At 78.0% G+C, this 704-nt stretch carries 1 pseudogene; it reads left to right on the top strand.

The features are described 5' to 3' along the window. Nucleotides 1–704, top strand: a pseudogene (locus G3573_RS21820) (phosphonate-binding protein); the annotation flags it as partial.

Raw genomic sequence — 704 nt, 5'->3', positions numbered from 1 at the left:
GACGAGGCGTTCGGCCTGCTGCCCGACGGCACGCTGACCTGGCGCGGCGAGGCGGCGGCGAAGATCGCCGGCGGCCGGATGTTCGCCCCGCGCGTGCGCCTGTTTGGCGAAATGGGCCCCGAGCCCGCCCGCGCCCGCGGCGCCCAGAGACTTGAAGCCTGGCTGGCGGCGGAAGCCGGCCGCCGGCTCGGCGCGCTGAAGCGGCTGGAAGCGGCCCTGGCGGACGGCGGTCTGCGCGGCCTGCCCCGCGGCGTCGCCTGGCGGCTGGTCGAGGCTGGCGGGGTGATCGCCCGGCGCGAGGTCGAGACCGACCTGAAGGCGCTGAGCCAGACCGAGCGGCGCGCCCTGAAAGGCCTGGGCGTGCGCATCGGCGCCTTCAGCGTGTGGCTGCCCTCGGCGCTCAAGCCGGCCGCCCGCACCCTGGCCGGCGCCTTCGCTGCGGTCGAGGCGCCTGTCTGGCACGCGCCCCATGACAAGCTGACCCTGCTGCCCACGCCGATCCCCTCGCCGCGCGCCCTGTCGGCCCGCGGCCTGCGCGCGGTGGGCGGCCTGGCCGTGCCGGTCGAGGCGCTGGAGCGGCTGGACGCCCTGCTCCGCGCCGCCCCCAAGCAGGCGGGCGGCGCCATGCTGTCGGATCAGGCGCGCGAGGAGCTCGGTTGGTCGGAGGCCGAGGCAGGCGCCGTGCTGCGCGGGCTGGGCTACGC

This window comes from Caulobacter sp. 17J65-9 (genome assembly GCF_010975005.1).
GTDB lineage: Bacteria > Pseudomonadota > Alphaproteobacteria > Caulobacterales > Caulobacteraceae > 17J80-11.
The sequence above is the reverse complement of the archived record's forward strand: the minus strand, read 5'-3'. Positions and strand labels throughout refer to the sequence as shown.